13 protein-coding genes are annotated in these 20,684 nt (G+C 45.9%); 7 read left to right on the top strand and 6 right to left on the bottom strand.

What is annotated here, in order from left to right:
• Positions 1 to 85 precede the first annotated feature (85 nt).
• From ABH09_RS11510 to ABH09_RS11490, 5 genes are all read left to right on the top strand, one after another.
• Positions 86 to 1,888 carry an alanine--tRNA ligase gene (locus tag ABH09_RS11510; RefSeq protein ID WP_253714522.1) on the top strand — a complete coding sequence of 601 codons (1,803 nt, stop codon included), beginning with the start codon at positions 86 to 88 and terminating at the stop codon, positions 1,886 to 1,888.
• Between the two features lie 74 nt (positions 1,889 to 1,962).
• The gene (locus ABH09_RS11505) at positions 1,963 to 3,048 is read left to right on the top strand and encodes an MOSP complex formation periplasmic protein, TDE1658 family (protein WP_253714521.1); all 1,086 of its coding nucleotides are present in this window, start codon (positions 1,963 to 1,965) and stop codon (positions 3,046 to 3,048) included.
• A 2-nt stretch (positions 3,049 to 3,050) separates the two neighbouring features.
• On the top strand, positions 3,051 to 3,494 hold the full coding sequence (nusB, locus tag ABH09_RS11500) for a transcription antitermination factor NusB (protein WP_162664423.1): 444 nt from the start codon (positions 3,051 to 3,053) through the stop codon (positions 3,492 to 3,494).
• Positions 3,475 to 5,214 (top strand): tetratricopeptide repeat protein, encoded by a 1,740-nt coding sequence (locus tag ABH09_RS11495; RefSeq protein WP_253714520.1) that lies wholly within the window; start codon positions 3,475 to 3,477, stop codon positions 5,212 to 5,214. The genes nusB and ABH09_RS11495 overlap by 20 nt, the downstream gene beginning before the upstream one ends.
• Before the next feature lie 48 nt (positions 5,215 to 5,262).
• The gene (locus ABH09_RS11490) at positions 5,263 to 6,015 is read left to right on the top strand and encodes a class I SAM-dependent methyltransferase (RefSeq protein WP_162664421.1); all 753 of its coding nucleotides are present in this window, start codon (positions 5,263 to 5,265) and stop codon (positions 6,013 to 6,015) included.
• Between the two features lie 14 nt (positions 6,016 to 6,029).
• Here the strand turns inward: ABH09_RS11490 and ABH09_RS11485 are convergent, their stop codons facing one another.
• The 5 genes from ABH09_RS11485 to ABH09_RS11465 all read right to left on the bottom strand — a co-directional run bounded on the left by ABH09_RS11485 (position 6,030) and on the right by ABH09_RS11465 (position 15,653).
• The gene (locus tag ABH09_RS11485; RefSeq protein ID WP_162664420.1) at positions 6,030 to 8,123 is read right to left on the bottom strand and encodes a methyl-accepting chemotaxis protein; all 2,094 of its coding nucleotides are present in this window, start codon (positions 8,121 to 8,123) and stop codon (positions 6,030 to 6,032) included.
• 66 nt (positions 8,124 to 8,189) lie between these two features.
• Positions 8,190 to 11,366: a DNA translocase FtsK gene (locus ABH09_RS11480; RefSeq protein ID WP_253714519.1), complete on the bottom strand. Its 3,177-nt coding sequence runs from the start codon at positions 11,364 to 11,366 to the stop codon at positions 8,190 to 8,192.
• Between the two features lie 222 nt (positions 11,367 to 11,588).
• Positions 11,589 to 12,398: an undecaprenyl-diphosphate phosphatase gene (locus ABH09_RS11475; RefSeq protein WP_253714518.1), complete on the bottom strand. Its 810-nt coding sequence runs from the start codon at positions 12,396 to 12,398 to the stop codon at positions 11,589 to 11,591.
• Complete coding sequence (locus tag ABH09_RS11470; RefSeq protein ID WP_253714517.1) at positions 12,395 to 14,635, bottom strand: flagellar assembly lytic transglycosylase; 2,241 nt, start codon at positions 14,633 to 14,635, stop codon at positions 12,395 to 12,397. Before ABH09_RS11470 ends, ABH09_RS11475 begins: the two co-directional genes overlap by 4 nt.
• Positions 14,616 to 15,653 carry an Hsp70 family protein gene (locus ABH09_RS11465; RefSeq protein WP_253714516.1) on the bottom strand — a complete coding sequence of 346 codons (1,038 nt, stop codon included), beginning with the start codon at positions 15,651 to 15,653 and terminating at the stop codon, positions 14,616 to 14,618. The genes ABH09_RS11470 and ABH09_RS11465 overlap by 20 nt, the downstream gene beginning before the upstream one ends.
• Positions 15,654 to 16,264: 611 nt before the next feature.
• Between ABH09_RS11465 and ABH09_RS11460 the strand changes: the two genes are divergently transcribed.
• Entirely contained in the window at positions 16,265 to 16,942 is a 678-nt protein-coding gene (locus tag ABH09_RS11460; protein WP_253714515.1) for a YoaK family protein, read from the top strand.
• A gap of 216 nt (positions 16,943 to 17,158) precedes the next feature.
• Positions 17,159 to 18,901 (top strand): phenylalanine--tRNA ligase subunit beta, encoded by a 1,743-nt coding sequence (gene pheT, locus ABH09_RS11455; RefSeq protein WP_253714514.1) that lies wholly within the window; start codon positions 17,159 to 17,161, stop codon positions 18,899 to 18,901.
• On the opposite strand, the gene ABH09_RS11450 is transcribed toward pheT, so the two are convergent.
• On the bottom strand, positions 18,898 to 20,682 hold the full coding sequence (locus tag ABH09_RS11450; protein ID WP_253714513.1) for a hypothetical protein: 1,785 nt from the start codon (positions 20,680 to 20,682) through the stop codon (positions 18,898 to 18,900). The genes pheT and ABH09_RS11450 overlap by 4 nt on opposite strands.
• Positions 20,683 to 20,684: the final 2 nt, after the last annotated feature.

Below are 20,684 nucleotides of genomic sequence, written 5' to 3'. Positions count from 1 at the left end.
TTTTGTTAAGCGACAACGCAGATGTGCCACCTATTTTCAAAAGTACAGTTGACAGGCTTAATAGCTTTTCTTACTATGGTAAGATATGAATAAACACATTACAGCAGACGAACTCCGTTCCAAGTATATTGCATTTTTTAAAAGTAAAGGCCATACGGAAATTTCCGGTAAGTCGGTTATCCCCGAAAACGATCCTACCGTACTATTTACCACCGCAGGTATGCACCCGCTTGTTCCCTATCTGATGGGTGAACCGCATCCTGCCGGAACCCGTTTAACGGACTATCAAAAGTGTATCCGCACCGGCGACATCGATGCGGTAGGGGATGCTTCTCACCTTACCTTTTTTGAAATGCTGGGAAACTGGTCGCTTGGCGATTACTTTAAAAAAGAAGCTATTGGATTCAGCTTTGAATTTTTGACAAGTCCACAATATCTTAACATTCCGGTTGATCTCCTTTCCGTAACCGTTTTTGCAGGCGATGATAAAGTGCCACGCGACACCGAATCGGCGGAGATTTGGGAAAAACACGGTATCCCGAAAGAACGGATTCACTTTTTACCCCGCGAGGATAACTGGTGGGGGCCCGCAGGGGAAACCGGTCCGTGCGGTCCCGACACGGAAATGTTCATCGACACGGGAAAGCCTGCGTGCGGCGCCGAATGTCGCCCGGGTTGCAGCTGCGGTAAATACGTCGAAATATGGAACGATGTCTTTATGCAGTACCGCAAAGAGCAAGACGGTTCCTATCACACGTTGGAGCGGCACTGTGTCGATACCGGTATGGGAATTGAACGTACCGTTGCAATGCTGCAAGGCAAGAAATCCGTGTACGAAACCGAGATTTTTATCCCGCTGATTGCCGTAATTGAAAAGATTACCGGCTACCAATACGGCAGCGATGCTGAAAAAGATGTATCCGTCCGTATTATCTGTGACCACATCCGTGCGGCTACCGTTATCTTGGGAGATCCGAAAACTGTGGTGCCATCCAATGTCGGTGCAGGGTACGTACTTCGCCGTATTATCAGACGAGCTGTCCGCCATGGCAGGAAGCTTGGTATCGAGGGAACTTTCCTCGCAATTCCGGCAAAGGTTGTCATCGAACAATACAAGGGCGCGTATCCCGAATTAAAAGGAAAAGAAGCAACCATCACCGCCGAGCTTGAAGCCGAAGAGAAACGCTTCCTCGAGACCCTCAAAAAAGGCGAGACTGAGTACGAAAAAATGAAGCCAAACCTGTTAAAAAATCCTAAAAAGATTATCCCGGGCAGGCTCGCCTTTAAACTCTACGATACCTACGGCTTCCCTATTGAGCTTACCGAAGAGCTTGCGCGGGAATCGGGTTTAACCGTTGATAAAGAGGAATTTGAAGAAGCCTTTAAAAAACATCAAGCGCTCTCTCGCGCCGGAAGCGAACAGATTTTTAAAGGCGGTTTGGCAGATCACTCCGAGCAGACCACCGCGTACCACACCGCGACGCATCTTTTGCATAAAGCGCTCAGGATGGTACTTGGCGATCATGTTGCGCAAAAAGGGTCTAATATTACGGCAGAGCGACTCCGCTTCGACTTTTCTCATCCGCAGCCGATGACTGCCGAAGAAAAGGCGGAAGTAGAACGTATTGTCAACGAGCAGATCCAAGCAGATTTACCGGTTACGATGGAAATAATGTCGCTCGAAGAAGCAAAGCGTGCAGGGGCGATGGCACTCTTCGGAGAAAAATACGAAGATACCGTAAAAGTGTACTCCATCGGGAACTTTTCAAAAGAGGTATGTGGTGGCCCGCACGTAGAACACACCGGTGTATTAGGCAAGTTCGTAATCCAAAAAGAACAATCGTCATCGGCGGGTATCAGACGTATCCGTGCGGTACTTATAAAATGAGATATGTGAACCACCGGTAAGTAACTTATCGGTGGTTCATTTGTTTACAAATATCAAAACTTGAAGAGGATACGATGAAGAAAACTGTAATCATGTTATTTATTGTATTAAGTTTGTCTATAAGCGGCGTCTTTGCCCAAACCAATTTGCAGCCTATTGCAGAAGTGAAGCTTACAGGAAGGACACCGATTACTCTTGGTCAGCTAAAAACTCGTGTTTCTGCCTTGGAAAAAGAAATCGGACGGAAGATGACTTTAGAAGAGCGACAGCAAACGCTGGACGGTCTTATCAATGAGCGTTTAATCGTACAGGCTGCCGAAAAAGACGGAATAAAAATCATGGATTCGGAAGTAAATAATTACTTCACCGAATACGTATCCAATCAATTGGGGCAGCAGGTGTCCGAAGCAGATTTTGCAAAACTGATTAAAGAAAAGACCAATATGTCGCTGGATGAATATATGAAAGCACAAAATGGCATGACCCTTGCAGAGTTTAAGAGCTTTTTACGAACCCAACTGACTGCGCAAAGATATGTGATGCAGAAGAAACAAAAAGAGCTGCAATCGATTCCAAGTCCGAGCGATGATCAAATCCGTTCGTATTATGAGGTGAATAAACAGTCTTTTGTGCAGCCTGACACAGTACAGCTTTTCCTTGTGGTAGCCCCGAAAGGCGACAAAGCAAGTACTGCGGAAAAAACGATAAAAGATATTCAAAAAAAACTGACGGCAAACTCGAAGGCTACCGCCGATATTCGGACAAAATCGCAGGAAAAGAATTCAGGTTATCAGGCCGGAGAGATTTTTGTCAGTAAAACCTCATTAGCAGCTGAGCAGCTCGGTATTCCGATGGACGAACTTCTCAAAATCTTTAACATGAAGGTAGGAGATGTGTCTCCGATAACGGAAACAGGTGCTAATTACCAGTGTTTTGTCGTCCTAGCGAAAAAAGATGCGAAGATACTCGGTTTAAGTGATGTAGTAGAACCGGGCGGAAATGTCAGTCTCTACGAATATATAAAAAAGATGGTGATTATGCAGCGCCAAAATGAAGCACTTAACAACGCGCTGGTTTCGGTAACCAATGAGCTCCGTAAATCGGAAAATTTCGTCATATTTAAAACCGGCACCGATCTTGAAAAAGCTCTTTCGTGGTAAAAATGGCGATCGGGAGACGACGCGGAAGGATTCTTGCGTTTCAAGCGCTGTTTGCTTGGGATGCGGGATCGCTTTCGCCTGATGATTTATTGCGCTTCCCATGGGCGGAACGTACCAGTAAAGAGGTGCATGACGAAGATCTATTATTTTCACAGCTTCTTTTTTTAGGTACTGTTGAGCATATCAATAAAATCGATACCCTCATTACCAAGAACTTAGAAAATTGGGATTTTAATCGGCTTAAATTGGTCGACAAGGCAATTCTTCGCCTCAGTACTTATTCACTCCTTTTTCAACAAGACACCGATCCCAGGATCGTAATTAACGAAGCGGTTACTATTGCCCGCACGTATGGCACCGATGATTCCTTTAAGTTTGTAAACGCAGTACTTGACAGCATTAAACGAGAGTGTTTAGACTGCTCTTATGAAAAGGACAAAAACTAATCTCTTTCTTATAGGAAGTCTTTTCCTCTGCGTTATTGCCGCAGCATGTTCAAAAACAGATAAAAATGAGCTTTTTCAACAAAAACTGAATGTCATTGACGGTGTTATGCAAGAGGGGAATACTCAAAAAGCCCTGAATAACTTACGTGCATTGCGTAAAAAAGCACAGATCCCCATTCACTATTTAAGCATTGCAAAACGGGAATTACAGTTGCATTACCCTGTACAAGCTCTACAATCAATTCAGACCGGTCTAAAAAAGTATCCTGATGACCCGATGCTTAACGCTGCCCTTACTCATACATTGATGCAGGAAGGACGGATAGAAGATGCTGCTACAGCAGCCGAATCTTTGCGTGGCTCCTCTTATGTTGGTATTGGGGCGGAGGCTCTTATCCATATAGATAAGGAAAAACAAACATATCAGACGCCTGCTTCTTTTTGGCAAGAAAGTTTTCGGCTTACGGGCGAACATATTTTCTTGGAGAATGCTGCCGTAATGCTTGCTCACCAAGGAGACATTGCACAGGCAGCCGCACTCCGTTTCCGAATTGCTAAAGAAGAAGCGCTTCGGTCTCCCTATTTTTGGTCGTGCTTAGCTTATGATATGGGGAATTTCCAACCGGTACTGGATGATTTAGTCTATTCACTTGCGTATGCCGACATGGCGGGGCTCCCTGAAAACAATCCTAAGGTTTTTGAATATGCCCGTCGTCATCTCTTGCTTGCCGCTGATGCAAGTGCGGGGCTCGGTGATATGGAGCAGGCGCGTGGTTTTTGGCACATATATGTCGACCGTTATGCGGATTCTTCAAGCGAAGTTTTTTATAACTTAGCGATGACCGCTCCTACCCAAGACGAAAAAGCAGAGATATTGATCGAGTGTATTTCGCAAAATCCGGGATACTATCCGGCGGTGGCACAGTATGTCCGTGCTTGGTCCGCTATCAATGCGGGGCATGATCAAAAAAATCCCTTAGACGAATATCTGCAAAGCAAAGATTTTTTCTCATTACAGATGGAAAAAGGCTTGTTTGTGTCTTCGGCTTTTACGCTTTCTGCCGAGCAAGTGCTTGAGGAAGCCATGGCTGCCGATAGCGACGATATACGGTTTCAGCTAGAAGAATTTCGATACCGTTATGTGCAGCCGAAAAACTATGCACAGGGAAACGGAGAGATGTGGAAAATCCTAGAAGCCCATCCCCATAACCCGCTGGTAAAGGCGTATGCACGCTGGTACTTTGCTTCTTCGGGCGATTTTAATGCCTGCCTTGGAATCGACAAAGCAGACAACCATGATGAAGATATATTCTACAACGGTATCCGGCATGCAGTGCAGGGATACTCGACTGCAGCACTAAAGAATTTTACCGAGGTGGAAAACGAACACCGCTATACAATTCCTGCGGTGGTTGATCAAGCTTATATCTATGATGCACGCAATGAACCGGATATGGCAATTAAGTATTTTTCCCATGCTGCAGAGCTGCTTTCCGATAACCGTATAAAAAGTAAGATGCTCTACGAAGCTGCACGGATATATGCCGAACACAATGGGATGCCGGAAGCAATCGCATTGTTGAATCAGTCGTTGAAACTCGATTCCGAAAACCACCGAGCAAATGTACTCAAACAAAAACTTATTGCCGACGGCAGTGTTAATCGGAATTCCGGTTTAGATACTATTTTGCAAAACGGCACAGATACCAATCCGCAGTAGTACGAGCAGCAGGGTGGGGCTTAAAAAGGAGAATCGAAAGGTCGCAATATGGACGATTGGTTTGAAAATGAATCTTTTTGGGTACAGTATGCCCCTATCATGTTTGACACTTCACGATGGAAGGAGGCGCCTGCCGTTGCCGAAGGTATTTTTAAACTTGCCGGGACGGGACGACAGCCGCAGGAATTAAAAATTTTTGATGCGGGATGTGGTTTAGGTCGCATTGCCGTTGAGCTTGCTATTCTCGGTGCGCGGGTTACCGGTGTCGATCTTATTAAACCATTTTTAGATGCAGCGTCAGAGGCGGCAGCGGCGGAGAACGTAACGATAGAATGGGTGCGAGCCGATTTACGGGAGTTTATACGGCCGGGGGCCTTCGATATTGCGATCAATATGTATACGAGCTTTGGCTACTGCAAAACGATTGAAGAAGATGCCCTTATTATCAGCAATATTGCGCAATCCTTAAAAGAAGGTGGCTGTTTTATCCTCGAAATGTTAGGGCGCGAAATTGCCGTGCGGGACTTCACCGCCGGAGAATGGTTTGAGCGGGCCGGTTATACCGTGCTCACCGATTTTATGGTAGAAGGGGCATGGGAAGGACTACGATCGCATTGGCAGCTCTATTCAAAAGACGGCCTCAAAGCCGATCATACCTTTGTGCAGCGCCTCTATGCCGCTACCGAATTACGGCAGCTTATGCTGTCTGCCGGTTTTACCTCAGTCGAAATATACGGCGACTTTGACCGCTCACCCTATAATGAACGTGCTCGAACCATGATACTGGTTGGGTACAAATAGAAGAGATATCCCCTCTAATTGACCTTAAATTTTCCCACTTCTTGAGCCAAGCTTTCGATACTGTGTTTATTCTTCTGCGTAATCTGATTGACTTCCTGTACCGCATTGTTAATTTGTACTGCGCCAGCCGCCATTTCATTCATACTGTCAGTGATAATGCGGGTAAGATCATCTAATTTACGCATTTCCTGCGCGACACTCTCTCCGCCTTTCAACATTTCTTCAGAGCCTGCCTGCACTTCTATTGTTACCGTGTTAATGCTCTTAATAGCAGTGAGTACCTCTCTGCTGCCGTTTTCTTGCTCCCTCATTGCTTCGGTAAGTCGATCACTCATCGATTTTACCTGTTCGGCTAAGGTAAAAATTACATTGAATTTTTCTTCTACCGTTTTTGAAGAGGTTGCAAGCATTTCAATTTCTCCGCTGAGCGTTTTCAACGTTGTAGTAATAGTTTTACCTTGCGCGGAGGATTCTTCTGCGAGTTTACGGATTTCATCGGCAACGACGGCAAAGCCTTTACCCGCTTCCCCCGCATGCGCAGCTTCTATCGCAGCGTTCATAGCCAATAGGTTTGTCTGTGACGCAATATGTTGAATAACGCTGGAGGCATCCATCAACGAACCGGATTCTTCGGCAATCTTTTGTGTTACAGTATTGGAGGAAACTAGCGTAGCTTTGCCATCGCCGGTCGCTGCAGTGAGTGTCCTGATTACATCGTCGGTTTTACCGAGCGTTTGCCCGATTGAAGCAATATTTGCGACCATTTCTTCTACGGAAGAAGAAGATTGTGCAACACTTGTCGTTTGAGTTTCGATGCTGGTGTTCAGCTGCTTTATCGTTCGGACAATCTCTTCGATGGTAGCAGCTGTTTCGGTAACACTTGCTGCTTGGGTAAGCACCTGCTGCTTTACTCCATCTATATTTGCGCTAATTTCATTCACTGCGCCGGCTGTTTCAATCATATTAGTAGATAATTCATTTCCTATTTCTTCCATTTCATTGCTGTTTCTACCAACCGCTTGTATTGAAGCGCCGATTTTAGTAATTGTTTCGTTAAAATATTCGGATAAATCGGTTACCTCATCATTGCCGATCACCGGTAGCCGTACTGTCAAATCACCTTCACCTTGTGCAATATTTTTTAAAGCATTAACAGCCGTCTGTACCGGCTTTACCATTGTACGGGCGATAATATATACAATAACGATTGCCAGCAGCAAAATGATAAGCCCCATAATCACCATAGTTCCGCGTAAGGTGTTGACAGTGCCCATAAACTCCTCTGCCGGTGCATTGACAAGCACTGTCCATCCGGTCGTTTTCATTACAGCGTACGCCGCAATTTTCCGTACTTTGTCGTATTCATAATACCCGATTGTAGAATCCTTTGCTTCAAGCGCTGTTTGCAAAAATACTGCAAGAGAAGTAAAAGCCGGATTCTTTTTAGCTTCTTCTATTGGGTTAAACTGATTCTTTATCAACTCCGTATCTTGATCAGCAATGACTATCCCTGTATCTCCTATCATAGAACAATTACCGGTTTGTCCGATAACGATATCTTTTACAGCATCATACATCGCGAATCCGTCGATTGTTGCTGCAAGTATATCATGTGCTTGATTATTATCATCATAAATCGGAACAGCAATAATGATAATCATTTTACCGCTGATAAGGGACATAAAAGGCTCGCACATCAAAGGTTTTCCTCGATAACTTTTAAACCAAGCGGTAGAAGAAATATCACTTGTTCGCCCGTTAGCTAAATAACCGATTCCGTTTTGAGTGATAATATTGAGTATTTGGAAAGAAGTATTTTTATCAGCGAGTTCTTTTAACAATACCGCCTTTTCAAAATACGATAATTCGGTACTTTGTAATGCCGGCATCTGGGCAATACCTTCAAGCAATTGAAACCACTGCTCAATTCTGCCGTCCAGTATTTCGGCTGTATCATGCGCCTTATCCAGCAGATGCGCTTCAATATTTTTTATTACAGCTTTGCGTGCTGTGTGGACGGCTAGAACACTTTCTATTGTTAAAGCCGTCACAATAAGAAACCCAAAAATGAGAATAAGTTTATATCGAATAGAAAAGCGTTTTTTCATTATTGATCTCTCCCTATGTACATAAAAGTATAGACCTTTTACCTACAGGTGTCCAGCAAGAAAAAACTACACGTGTCTGATAACTTCGCGGGGTTTTGAACCGTTTGCAGGGCCAACGATGCCGCGGGCTTCCATCTCTTCGATAAGACGTGCCGCGCGGTTGTACCCGATTTTCAGTTTGCGCTGCACATAAGAAGCGGACGCTTTGCCTGCAAAGGTAACAATTTCCAACGCTTGATCGTAGAGCGGATCATTATCGTCGGAGAACACGGCGTTATCATAGGGCTCGTCATCATCATCGACAAAGATTTCTTCATCGATATATTCAGGCTCGCAATATTCTTTTACACAGGCAACGACACGTTCTACTTCCTGTTCGGAAACAAAAGCGCCCTGTATACGGGTCGGGAACGGACGAGCAGCGCTTACATACAGCATATCGCCTTTCCCCAGCAGTTTTTCCGCACCCATCTCATCCAAGATGATTCGGCTATCGGTTTTTGATGCAACCATAAAAGCAATTCTGCTCGGAATATTTGCCTTAATCAAACCGGTGATGACGTCGATGGACGGCCGTTGTGTTGCAAGCACCAGATGAATACCGACTGCGCGGCTCATTGCGCACAAGCGCGCGACTGTAGCTTCAAGCTCTTTCCCCGATGTGGCCATAAGGTCTGCAAATTCATCGATGATGATGACAATATAGGGCAACGTCTCAGTTGCAATATGCTCCGATTTGATTTTCGCATTGAAGGTCTTTATGTCGCGCACGCCCATATTATCGAGCAAGGCATAGCGCCGCTCCATTTCGCAGAGCGCATATTGCAACGCTTGGAACGCCCGCTTCGGTTCGGTAATAACGGGGGTTAAAAGATGCGCAATATCGTTATAGAGTTTCAGCTCGACGATTTTGGGATCGACCAAAATCAGCTTTACCTCATCGGGACGACGGTTATAGAGAATCGACAAAATGATTGAATTAACGCAGACCGATTTTCCCGAACCGGTCGCACCGGCAATGAGCAGATGCGGTGTTTGTGCAAGGTCAAGGACTTGCGGATTTCCCGTTACATCTTTTCCGAGGGCAACGGGGATCGCCATCTTAGCGGCTTCCGGCAAATCGGTTTCTATCAGCTCCCGAAAGCTGACAATCGAACGCTTCTTATTGGGGACTTCGATACCGACTGCATGTTTACCCGGTATGGGTGCGACAATACGAACGCTGGAAGCAGCAAGACGCAATGCGATATTATCCTGTAGATTGGTAATCTTCGATAGTTTGATACCCGGCGAAGGCAGCATTTCAAACATCGTTACGACAGGCCCTTTACGGATACCGGTGATGGATACATCGATTTTAAATTCGTTAAAGGTCGATTTCAGCATCAGCGCTGCTCGCCTTGTTGCATCGTCAACAATCCAATATTCGCCGTCGGGATAATTCGTTAAAAGATCAAACGGGATGGCATATTTTTTCCGCGGCGGCGGGGGAGGTGCCGGTTTCGCCGGAATGATCGGTACGGTTTGTTCGATGGTTTCCAAGAACTCATCATCGGTATTCGATGTGTCGCTTTCGATTTCCGCTTTGTCACTTTCAGCATCTGTTTCGGCTTCGTTGCTTGCAATGCCATCCTCATTTTGTGTGTCGAAACCGGTAATTGCAATATCCGCTCTCGCAGTGTCTTCAACCGGTACAGCCGCGGCTTCGGCGCCAATGTCGGTTTCCGAGTCGATCACTACCATTGTATCGAGCAGGTCTGAACGTTCATTTGGCAGCGGTACGCCGTTTACAAAAACAAGCGGCATCTCCGGTTCTGCTTGAGGAAGCTCAGCAACAGAACTATCCTCTGCTGCCGGTACATTTTCAACCGGCTGCAGAGAAGTTGATTTCGATACAGCGACGCTTTCGTTTTCGGTAGCCGTACCGGTATCCGAAAAATCACTCTCCGTTTGAGAGACATCTGCTATAGTTTCATTTTCCGAAATTGTTTCTTCCGGAATAATATCCATTTGAGCAACGGCGTCTGCGACCTCTTCCGCTGTAGCCGGTGCATCGTTCTCTGGTAGTAGAGAAGTCCTTTCTTCTGCTACTGGAGCAAGAGCTTCGGGGCTATCTGCCATAGTCGGTGCATTTTCGACCGGTGGTGTAGGCGACGCTTCGTCTTCCTGCGGCAAGGGATTAGACTGCGCTTCTGAATGATCAGTCTGTTTAATGCGCTCAACGGGAGCGGTGATTTCCTCCAAACTTGCAAACAGGTTGTTCGGATCGGATGGGTCAAATACCGGACGGACAACCTCTTGTTCCTGTATATCCATAACAGCCGATAACGGGGTTGGCAGCGGAAGCGGCTGGTCTTCGGTTCTTACTATCGTTTTGTCATCCTTTTCCGGTTTAGGCGTGTTAACCTCGATTTCTTGTTCGGAAAACTCAGGGCTCAAGTCTTCATCATCAACCCTTTCTAGTAACGGCAGTTCTTCCTCTGTAGCCGACGATTCTGCGCTGTCTCCCGATTGAATCGGCAGCATCTGCTCACGCTGCAGTATTTCGCTTTGTGCATCTGTAATGTCCGAAATGCCGGTTCCGGTCGCCTCGCAGAGAATACCGTCCGATTCTGTGGCGGTATCCGGTTCCGAAGGAGTTTCGGTATCCGTATCCGTTGTCTGTGCCTGTGGAGATGATGCCTCGGTCGTTGTATCTTCCGGTAAAGCTGACGCTTCCTCCGTATCCGTATTGCCGCCGCTTGTTTCTTCATTTTCAATGACACTATCTTTCTCCGGGATACCGCCTAAAGAGGGACGACGGCCGGATAGTTTTTCACTCAGCGTCAGCATTAAAAAAATTTCAAAACAGACAAGCAGCAACGCACAGATCAGTATTGAAACGGTTACAAACTGTCGGATAAGCGGAATCGAAACGGACGGAACAAAAGCATAGATGAGCCGCTCACCGATAATCGCGGTAACAAAATAGAACGGCACGCCAAGCAACACCGCTTTGGATTCGCGCGACCAGCCGGGGATAAGCAGTAACACCGCTCCGTACAAAAAAAGGAGAGGAATTAAAAAAGAAGAGAACCCATACACGGAAAAGACCCGCTGCCCCATCGCAAATAACGCATAGTGCGATGCAGTAAATCCGGCAATCGGTAAAAAAATGCCAAGCGTCAAGACAATACCGGCACAAAAGAACAGCACGCTTAAAATGACCGCTAAAACTCTAAATCGATTCTCTCGGTTTCCCATTAATGTTATTTCCCCCTCCACTCTGTGCGAAATTTTAAGGAATAAAATTTCGCACATTTTTTTCCGATAAGCGGGCAAACGCATCAGGCAGAGTAAATCAAATTCCGCAGAATAATATAGGCAGTGAGACCATTTGAACCGTAAAGGTTCAACTCTGGTTGAACAGCCTATATTATTCTGCGGGGGTATACAAAAAAATGCCTGATGCGTTTACCCGCAGTCCTATAATTGTAAAATGCCGACTGCAGCGAATAATATAATCCCCGCGGGGATAAGATAGTAGGCGAATAAGCCGAGCTTTCCCCCTTTTATCAATTTGAGTAAAAAGGTCAATGAAAAAAAGCCTACGATAAAAGAAGTCAGCATCCCCGCAATCAGTGCTGCGATGCCGATTGAACCGCTTATGGTATCGGCTGATTTCAGTTCAAAGATAAACGCGGCGAGGATGGCCGGAATGGATAGAAGAAACGAATACTCTCCGGCTTTTTCGCGGTTTACGCCGGTTAAAAGCGCCGCTGCGATGGTAGACCCTGAGCGGGAAATACCCGGCAGTACGCCGATACCCTGCGCTGTTCCGATAATCACCGCTTGCAGCACGGACGGCACGGCAACATTTTTTTTCGGTTGCAGTTTGGCCGAAAGCAAGAGCACAATACCGGTAATAATAAAACAAACTGCGATAAACAGCATGTTTTTTGCCTGCACAATATCTTTCAAAACGATACCGATAACGCCGGTAACAACGGTAGAAATGAGCAGTGCACCGATTAGTTTAAGGTCTGCGCTGTCTTCTATCGTATTTTTCCTGATAATAAACCGGCCGAGTACGGTTAAAAGCCGCCATATCTGTTTGTAAAATACGATACAAACTGCGCCGAGGGTCGCGATATGCAGCAGAATATCAAAAATGATGGGAACATCGGTATGTCCCAAAAAGTACTCGGCTACGGCGAGATGGCCGGAGCTTGAAATAGGAAGAAATTCGGCAACACCTTGAACGGCGCCGAGAAAAATTGCTTGTATAATCGTCATAACAGTTCCTTAAAAAAGAGCCGCACAATATCTTCTGGCTCTTCCGAATAATAGAGTACTCCGTATACCGTTGCAGCGGACAGTAGTTTTCGCCCGTAATCCCGTGTTTCGGCGTATTCCAAACTTTCCAAAAAGAGATCTTCCGGCAGGCCTTGCGCTTTTTTTTGCCATCCGCGAACGCGTGAGATACCTGCATTGTACGCAAAGCAGGCAGGCATAATACGGTTATCGGATCGGCGGATCATTTCCGCAAGATAATAGGCACCGAATCTGATATTTATTTCAGGATCGGTAAGGTTGTAATCTGCAACCTTTAACTTCTTTGCGATGTCCGCAGCTGTAGCGGGCATCAGCTGTGTAAGACCGATAGCGCCTGCCCCTGATACGACCTGATGCTGAAAAAAGCTCTCGCTTCTTATTAACGCATACAACAGATATTCCGGCAGCCCATATTCCGCGGCGTATTTCGAGACCAGTTTACCCCACGGACGGGGATACAACAGCTCAAGCTGCTCCTTTGTTGCCGCATCTTCCTGATTTTTTAACGAGAAGCGGATCACCCGTATCGAATCGGCATAGCGGCTTTCACCGGCCAACGTGCGGGCGATTTGTAGTGCCTCTTCAGCGGAAATCGACGGATACACGGCAACAATGCGGGGATAGACCATATCGTATAAGCCGAAATGAAGCAAGCCGTCGATATACGTCCGCGCCTCTTGAGGAGAAAATGTGGTTGTTTGCGCTTTGCCCGCGTCGGCCTGAGTGTGCGATTCACCGGCTTGCGCTTGTGTGCCGGGGGATTGTGTACGTCTGCCGGATTGCGTTTGCCCATTGCTTGCACTGTGAAAGTTAAAACTGTCTTTCAACAGCTGAGCGCCGCCGAGCCGGTATGTTCCTAAAATTCGGTAATACAGCGCATCGTGCGATTCACCGGCGGCTTCTTGTAGTAACCGTGCCGTTCTGTCCGGCGGGAGATGCCCTGCGCAGGCAAGCGTGTAAGCAACGGCAGCCTGCTGCTCCGGCAGTTGTGTTTTTGCTAACATCGTATGGAGTGTTTCTAAGTTTTTCCAGTCTTTTGCTGCGGTCAGCTGCGCCCGTAACGATTGTACCAAATCGGCGTACCATGCAGGGTTTTTCCAGCGGGCTGCCGTATCCGCCAGCGCTTTGAGGTAACGGGATAAGCCGAGCATTCGCATGGTATCCAGATAGTACCACATCGCAGAATCAAAGTCGGAAGCGGAATCGGCCAGTTCTGCTGCCTGTAAGAAAAGTTTTACGGCTTGTTCACGTTGCGCAGCGCCGCCGATTTTCGCCCGGCAACGGGCTTCATAGAATAGAGTATAGAAGAGACAACGGTGTGCATCGATATCGGAAAGCTGGCTGTTGGAAACTGCTACCCGTACCTGCGCTGCGAAATCTTCAAAAAAAGCAGCCGCCTCGGCGCTGTTTTCGGCGCCGTAAACGCCCGTCTTACCGATATCGGAAAGCAGTGCAGGGGAGGCGAGTCCTGCAAACGTATGCTCTATGCCGAAAGCTTCTTGTATGGAACTCCATGCTCCCGTATAGCGTTTTTCAAAAACCGCTATGCGGGCTTCGGCGAGCTTATATAAAAATGGCGGCAGGTCTTTACCGAAGTGAGGAAAGGCATCGACAAGCTCCGCCGTCAGCGGGCCGGTAAGATACAAGGTTTCCGGCGCTTGTGTAATGTTGTCGTAAGCGCCCATTTGCAAAAGGAGCCGAATTTTCAATAACGATAACCGCTCTTTTTCAGCCTGTGCCGGATCTTCTTGCCCAAATGCAGTAGGCGTTCCGGTAAGTTCTTGCAAGCGTTTTTGTACGGATTGTAAGCGGTCGGCAGGGGCGCCTGTTGCGTATAATTCTTCGCGGCACAGTCGGTTCAGCGGTGCCTCATATTGCTTTTCTCCAAGGTCAAAGTAAAAACGAGCGGCTTGTTCATATCCTGCACGTTTCAAGTGCAACCCGACATAGTAGGCGCTGCCGCGTCCCATCATTTTGACGCTGCGGTAAGCCGCGTTGTCCGCCTTTAAAAAAAAGTCATAGTTTCCTGCTTTTAAGTTTTTTAATAGAACAGCGCCTTTATCGGCTGCACAGGCTGCAACGGAAGTTATGAAGAGAAATAGAGAAAAGAGGGAAAGCCGGAACGGAAAAAGAGGCAAGCAAGAGCGCGAAAAACGCTCTTGCTTGCCAAATAATATCTTACTGCGGAGGAATTTCAATATAGGTTCCCGAAATGATTAAATCAGGATTTTTCAGTTTGTTATGCTTTGCAATCTTCGTATACAGCCACGGATTGCGGTAATACGTTTCGGATAGATCCCAGAGCGTATCGCCCCAACGAAGTTTATAACGGATTGCTTTCTGTCCTGATCCGGACGCAGCCGGTTCTTTTACCGCTGGCTTAGTCTGCTGAACGGGCGGTTCTTGTTTTACCGGTTGTTCCGGCTGAACAGGCTGCGACGGCACCGGCTGCTCTATTGGAGCGGGGCCTGCCGGTTGAGGAGCAGGAGGTTCGGTTACCGCTTTATCCGCCGGTAATGAAGGTGCCGTATTTGATGCTGGTTGTTCTTGTATGGGATGTTTTTGAGACGGTATAACTGCAGCCACCTCAGGTTGCACGGCCATCGGATGGTCATCATTGCTAAGATTCTTTTTCGTTAACAATAGAATACCGAGAACTAATGCGGCAATACCGAGTAGAATAAGTAAAATTAAAAGCCAAGCCGGTATTCCACGTTTCGGCTGCGGTTCTTTTTCATCGTCTTCATCGGTATAAAAAGTTGCAGCAGAAAACTCAGGATGAGTTTCAGAATTATCATCAGCGTTTATGTTGGCAGAGGAAAGGTCGATATCAGCATCAGCCGTTTCCGAACTCAAATCAAAATCAAGATCATCGAATGCTTGATCTGCAAATGTTTCCAATGACACTCGCAACGCTTGGTGTGAACCCGAATCTTTATCGACAGCCTCAGCAGAAAGATTTTTATCTTCGTCAAGGACCAATTTTAATTCTATTGTTGGTTCTCCGGCTGTCTTCTCTTGAATATCTTCAACAATCAGCGAACCGATATACAAGGGATCAGAAGTATCATCCTCTTTTTTGAACAAATTAATTTGTACACTCCGTTGATTATCGCGTACCGTAGTTAATTCAAGCGTTTCAGAGGCGGATGCATCGTCGTCCATAATGGGAAAAAACGTCCCATCCGCGAGTTTTATGCCTATTTTAGCTGCCATTGCACTACTCCTTCTGTTAAAACCTTACTTTTATAGTATCGGCGTATCTTAGTCAATACAAAAGGAAATTCCTTTTGAAATATACGACTCATCTACTGCGTTGCTACGCAAATTCCAATCCTCAACGTATCATAGATACGCCTCCGGTTGGAATTTGCTAAGCTCCTAGCATCTGTATCGTCTATTTCAAAAGGCTTACGGAAAATGTGTTTTTAAAAGCGGTAGCGGTGTGTGCATCTACTTCGTGCTGCACAAAAATAAATACTTGACGTTTCAGAACGGACAGGGATGTCCGTGGTTCTACGCAGTAGCGATGTTTTTGCGCAGCAAAAACTCGCGTTCAAAAATTGACAAGGAGGTCAATTTTTGAACTTGGCACGGATGGCGGTGGTTCCACGCAGAAGCGACGTTTTTGCGCCGCAAAAACTCGCGTCCAGAAGTGTACACGGATGTACACTTCTGGACAGGCTATTTCAAAAGGCTTACGGAAGGGGTTCTCTGTTTCTATGACATCTGTTTCTGCAACTGTTGACAGGTGATAAGTTTAATCCTATCATACCTATACATTTTTAAAGATTTTAACTTTTAAAGACTTTTTAACGGATGTACAGGTGGATACGGTACAAATACAAGAAGAAAAACTGCATGACAATATTGTAATCGGTGTATGCCTCTCTTTGGTAGGAGGCTTCTTGGATGCTTACTCTTATCTATTAAAAGGTAGAGTATTTGCGAATGCACAAACCGGTAATGTTGTGCTGCTATTTATCTCAGTTGCTAGTTGGGAACCTCATAAAGCCCTTAAATATATCATACCCATTGTTACGTTTGCGATCGGTATATTTATCTCAGAATTTTTTAAAAACAAGCATTATGTTAAAAATTATGCACGGATGGTTATGGTATTAGTATTTGAATTATTGGTTATTGCTACAATCGGATTAATCGGTTCTTACTTCCGACATGATATTATTAATTCCGTTATTTCTTTTATTGCAGCGCTACAGGTTGCCAACTTCGATAAGGTTGACGGCAATCCGATAGCAACCACAATGATTACCGGCAACTTAAAAAGCTGCATGATAAATCTTGCAAAGTATCGAACAACAAAAGATATAAAATACCTGCACTCGTGCTTTAAATACTTCCTCATCATTGCAAGTTTCGGCATTGGCGTTTCATTTGGATTTATTGCCATAAAATACTATGCGGAGAAATCGATTTTATTGTGTGAGCTCTTTATTCTCATCGCATTTATAATGTTACAAAGAGAGGAACGGCTTGCGTAGAGCAAAAAGCGGCTGCTTGAAAATACGATAATGACCTCTAAAAGCTCGGTTATATTTTTAGAGGTGCCCGATAACCAACCTCGTACTATTCTTGTCAAACAGAGCTATATTGCATATACTCTTTCAATATTATTATATGTGAATTGTCTCAGAGGCATTGTGAACCGTGTGTTTTAGCATTTGCCTCAGCTCAGTCATATTAAAAAAGGATAGACTATGCCCAAGATCGATGTAAATGAACAGCTTTTTTTCAACTTGTTAGGAAAAAAATACGATTATTCCCCTAAATTTGAACATTTATTAAGCTCTGCAAAGGCTGAGCTGGACGAAGCTCCTTCCGCCGCAGCACCGCAAAATGAACGCATTATAAAAATTGAATTAAACGATACCAACCGTCCCGACCTGTGGTCAACAGCGGGGCTTGCTCGCCTTTTGCGTATGCATACCGGCGGCGCTTCAAACAAAGCTCGGTATCAAGCATTTTTATCGACATTGAGCGAGCGGAAGGATTCCGGAAAACGGATAGTAACCGTAGACCCCGAATTACAGCATATCCGCCCCTTTATGACGGCCTTTGTCATTTCGGGCAAGCCCATCGACGATGCTATGCTAAAAGATATTATCCAAACACAGGAAAAACTGTGCTGGAACTTCGGCCGAAAACGCCGTTCCGTGTCGATGGGAGTGTACCGCAGCGAACTGATCAATTGGCCGCTACACTACCGCGCTGTTGACCCGCACACAACCTCGTTTAGACCGCTCGGATTCGACACCGAAATGGCGTGTGAGCGCATTATCACCGAACACCCGAAAGGCAAGGAATACGGCTGGATACTCAAAGATATGAAGAAGGTACCGCTCTTATCGGATTCAAAGGGCGGTGTGCTTTCAATGGCGCCGATTATCAACAGTGCGGAGATCGGCGCGGTACAGCCGGGGGATGCCGACCTGTTGGTTGAGCTGACCGGTACCGATATGCCCTCTCTGCTGCTTGCAACCAACATTGTTGCCTGTGATTTTTCCGATGCGGGATACACGATTTTACCGGTCAGCGTAGAATATCCGTATGACACGGGCTTCGGTAAGACAATTACTACGCCGCTTTACTTCCAAGAGCCGACAAAGACGACGGTTCATGCCGTTAATAAGCTCCTCGGAACGGAGCTTTCGGCGCAGGATATTGAGGAAGCATTGGAGCGTATGGACAACACCGTTACCGTCGAGGGGGATTGCCTGTCGCTGATGCCGCCTGCATACCGGAATGACTTTTTACACGAAGTGGATATTATTGAAGACGTGATGATGGGCAAAACCGTCGAGTTCTTTGAACCGGAAACGCCGCGGGAATTTACTATCGGGCGGCTCTCTCCGGTTACCCAGCTCAGCAGAAAAATTAAAAGTTTGATGGTTGGCTTCGGCTATCAAGAGATGATTTTTAACTATCTCGGTTCAAAGAAAGACTACATCGACCGCATGAATATAGACGGAGCAGCAGTAATTGAAATTGCAAACCCCATGTCGGAAAACTATCAGTTTGTTCGCCCGTCCATCATTCCGTCGCTCTTATCCGCAGAAACGGTTTCGGGAAATGCGGTCTATCCGCACCGTATCTTTGAAACGGGGAAAATCGCGTACCTTGCTCCCGAAGAAAATACCGGTACGCGCACCCGCCAAAGCCTCGGCTTTCTGACCGTAAACCAAGACGCTAACTTTAACGAAGCCGCCAGCCTTGTCGCCGGTTTATTGTACTATCTGCAAATGGACTACAACGTATGTGAAACGCACGACCCGCGCTTTATCGAAGGGCGACAGGCGGGGGTTCTTGCCGATGGGAAACAAATCGGCATTTTCGGCGAATTGCATCCGCAAGTGTTAGAAAACTGGTCTGTTACCGTTCCGGCCTTTGCGGGCGAGCTCGATATCGAAAGTATCCTTGGTCATCTGAAGAAGAACTCTTAGGTTTCCGAGCGCTGACCGATAAAAAGGAAGCACATTCCGATAAAACAGAGTGTGTATGCAAGTAATAGCAGTAACGGTGATAGGCTATAAGATATGTCGGTAAGCAGGGCAATTACGAGGCGGGCACAATACCGTCCTGCCTCTACAAATCCGGTCGCTGCTACAAAAAAGAGCGGAAAAGCCAGCGCCCATGAATGCTTAAATTGACGGTGCGGCGGGATACGGAAGCGCCACGCCAATACTAGCATATAAATTGAAACAATCAAAATCAGAAAAACATCGCTGATTCTTGCTAACAGTTCCCGATGGTATATTTGCCCGGGGAAGCCGTATTGCCCTCCCCGCTGGCGGAAGGCGTACAGCTGCGGCAACGTCATGGTCTTTTCACCCTCATTAGCTGCAATAATAAGTTCAAAATCGCTATAAGAAAACGGCAGTCTTAAAGATGTCTGCCGCTCAATCGGCATTGTTCCTTCCAGAACGATAGGTTTTAGCACTACTTTATCGCGCTGTTTATCCACGGCCTGGAATAGCATACGGAGCATGGGCTCTCCTTCTGCACTCTCAATCGGAATAAGTTTGATGAAAGGAATCCGCGACCGATAAAGAATCTTACCGTCGGTGGTGTATTGTGTAAGTTCACAATTCCTTCCATATATTACCTTAATATTGTTGTTGGTGATATAAGAAAGACCTTCTATTGTTATCTGTGCCGGTGCTCTCGTACCCGAGGCCGGAGCGGTAAAATGAATATTCCGTGCTGTTTCAAAAAGCGGCAGAGAGGCTGTTTCATCAATAAAGAAAACTTCTTCCAACACTTTTTTTCGGGTAATGTCTATAAAACGGTCTATATCGGGGTCTCTTTTGAGCGGATTATTTTGCTCAAGCATACGCTGTGCATTTACAAATTGGTAATATGCTTTGATGTAGTTCCCCTGCTGGATCATCTCGTATCCGGCTTTTTTTGCTTGGTATAAACGGATATCGAATTCGGCTGTTAAATCGGCAATTCCCTTTTCTATCTGGTTCCATGCTTGTGCTGCCAGTCGTAAGGCTTCTTCACGATAGGGCTCATTTTCGGTGCTGAGTTGGTATGCCCGCATGGCATAATAATGCGCGGTGTAAAAATCATATTTATTCATAAATCGCTTGCTGATAAACAATGCGCCTTCCGCCGTCAGATTTTCAGGGTCGGCACTCTCAGAAGCAGTCTCGCTGATATTGTTTCGCTTGTGATCGGCCACGTATGCTTCATGCAATACTTTAGCTTTATCAAAAAGCTGTAACGCGTCGGGGTTGTTTTTCCAAATCCCTAGGGCAGCCTTCACATTATCGTACGCTTTTTCGGCATCCCCGTTACGTAATGAGATATCGGTCTCTTTTATAAAATCGTAGTAATCATGTGTTTTAAAGTCGCTGTAGCGTCGATAGTCCATCAGCAATGGCGATACTATTTCTATAAAGATGATATAAATAGTAACACACGAAAAAAGCATAATAAATGCATCCTTTAAGTAACGAAGTAATATGTCGGAAAACCTCGGTACGGTATTTTGACCGCAAGTACCGAAGATGACGGCATATCCTATCAATACGGCGGAAACCAGTAAGCTTGGCATAATTCGTATAAATAAGATTCCTGTTTCCGCTAATCTCCGGCTTAACAAAAACTGAGGCAGTACATCGATCTTTTTGAAAAAAAACACATATATAAGGCAGCAGCCAAGTCCGATCACAAAGTGAATAAGAACGGATAGAGTCCCTTTTAGCATCTCAGGCATTT

The organism is Treponema sp. OMZ 803 (assembly GCF_024181165.1).
GTDB lineage: Bacteria > Spirochaetota > Spirochaetia > Treponematales > Treponemataceae > Treponema.
The sequence above is the reverse complement of the archived record's forward strand: the minus strand, read 5'-3'. Positions and strand labels throughout refer to the sequence as shown.

Coding starts and splice junctions, on each gene's coding strand:
- ABH09_RS11510 (WP_253714522.1), top strand. CDS start 86: ATGAATAAACACATTACAGCAGACGAACTCCGTTCCAAGTATATTGCA.
- ABH09_RS11505 (WP_253714521.1), top strand. CDS start 1,963: ATGAAGAAAACTGTAATCATGTTATTTATTGTATTAAGTTTGTCTATA.
- nusB (WP_162664423.1), top strand. CDS start 3,051: ATGGCGATCGGGAGACGACGCGGAAGGATTCTTGCGTTTCAAGCGCTG.
- ABH09_RS11495 (WP_253714520.1), top strand. CDS start 3,475: ATGAAAAGGACAAAAACTAATCTCTTTCTTATAGGAAGTCTTTTCCTC.
- ABH09_RS11490 (WP_162664421.1), top strand. CDS start 5,263: ATGGACGATTGGTTTGAAAATGAATCTTTTTGGGTACAGTATGCCCCT.
- ABH09_RS11485 (WP_162664420.1), bottom strand. CDS start 8,123: ATGAAAAAACGCTTTTCTATTCGATATAAACTTATTCTCATTTTTGGG.
- ABH09_RS11480 (WP_253714519.1), bottom strand. CDS start 11,366: ATGGGAAACCGAGAGAATCGATTTAGAGTTTTAGCGGTCATTTTAAGC.
- ABH09_RS11475 (WP_253714518.1), bottom strand. CDS start 12,398: ATGACGATTATACAAGCAATTTTTCTCGGCGCCGTTCAAGGTGTTGCC.
- ABH09_RS11465 (WP_253714516.1), bottom strand. CDS start 15,653: ATGGCAGCTAAAATAGGCATAAAACTCGCGGATGGGACGTTTTTTCCC.
- pheT (WP_253714514.1), top strand. CDS start 17,159: ATGCCCAAGATCGATGTAAATGAACAGCTTTTTTTCAACTTGTTAGGA.
- ABH09_RS11450 (WP_253714513.1), bottom strand. CDS start 20,682: ATGCCTGAGATGCTAAAAGGGACTCTATCCGTTCTTATTCACTTTGTG.